Source organism: Psychrobacter sp. TB20-MNA-CIBAN-0197, assembly GCF_040309765.1.
GTDB lineage: Bacteria > Pseudomonadota > Gammaproteobacteria > Pseudomonadales > Moraxellaceae > Psychrobacter > Psychrobacter submarinus.
The window spans coordinates 1-274 of record NZ_JBEOPC010000545.1; the positions used below are offsets into that span (position 1 = coordinate 1).

Annotated in this window: 1 pseudogene; it reads right to left on the minus strand. The window is 48.9% G+C overall.

Going from position 1 to position 274, the window contains the following annotated elements:
- A pseudogene (locus AAEY83_RS14885) lies at nucleotides 1-274 on the minus strand (IS3 family transposase); the annotation flags it as partial.

The following is a 274-nucleotide window of genomic DNA, read 5'->3' on the forward strand; positions in this document are numbered from 1 at the left end:
GTAGAAGCTGGATTCCGAGGCGATATAAATCCCGTTATCTAATAATGTTGGCACAATTTGCGACGGGGGTAAGCTGGCGTACTCCGCTTGATTGCACACACTTAATATCTGTTGTCGCTCATGTTCTTCGAGTTTATTTGCTGGCTCTGGTCGAGCTGCTGTTGGCCTTAAATCAGCTTGCACTTGACCTTCTCGATACCAACGTCGATAGGTACGCTTACTGAGGCCCGTTTCAGCACAAGCCTTATAAAGGCGAGCACCCTGGGTATACGCC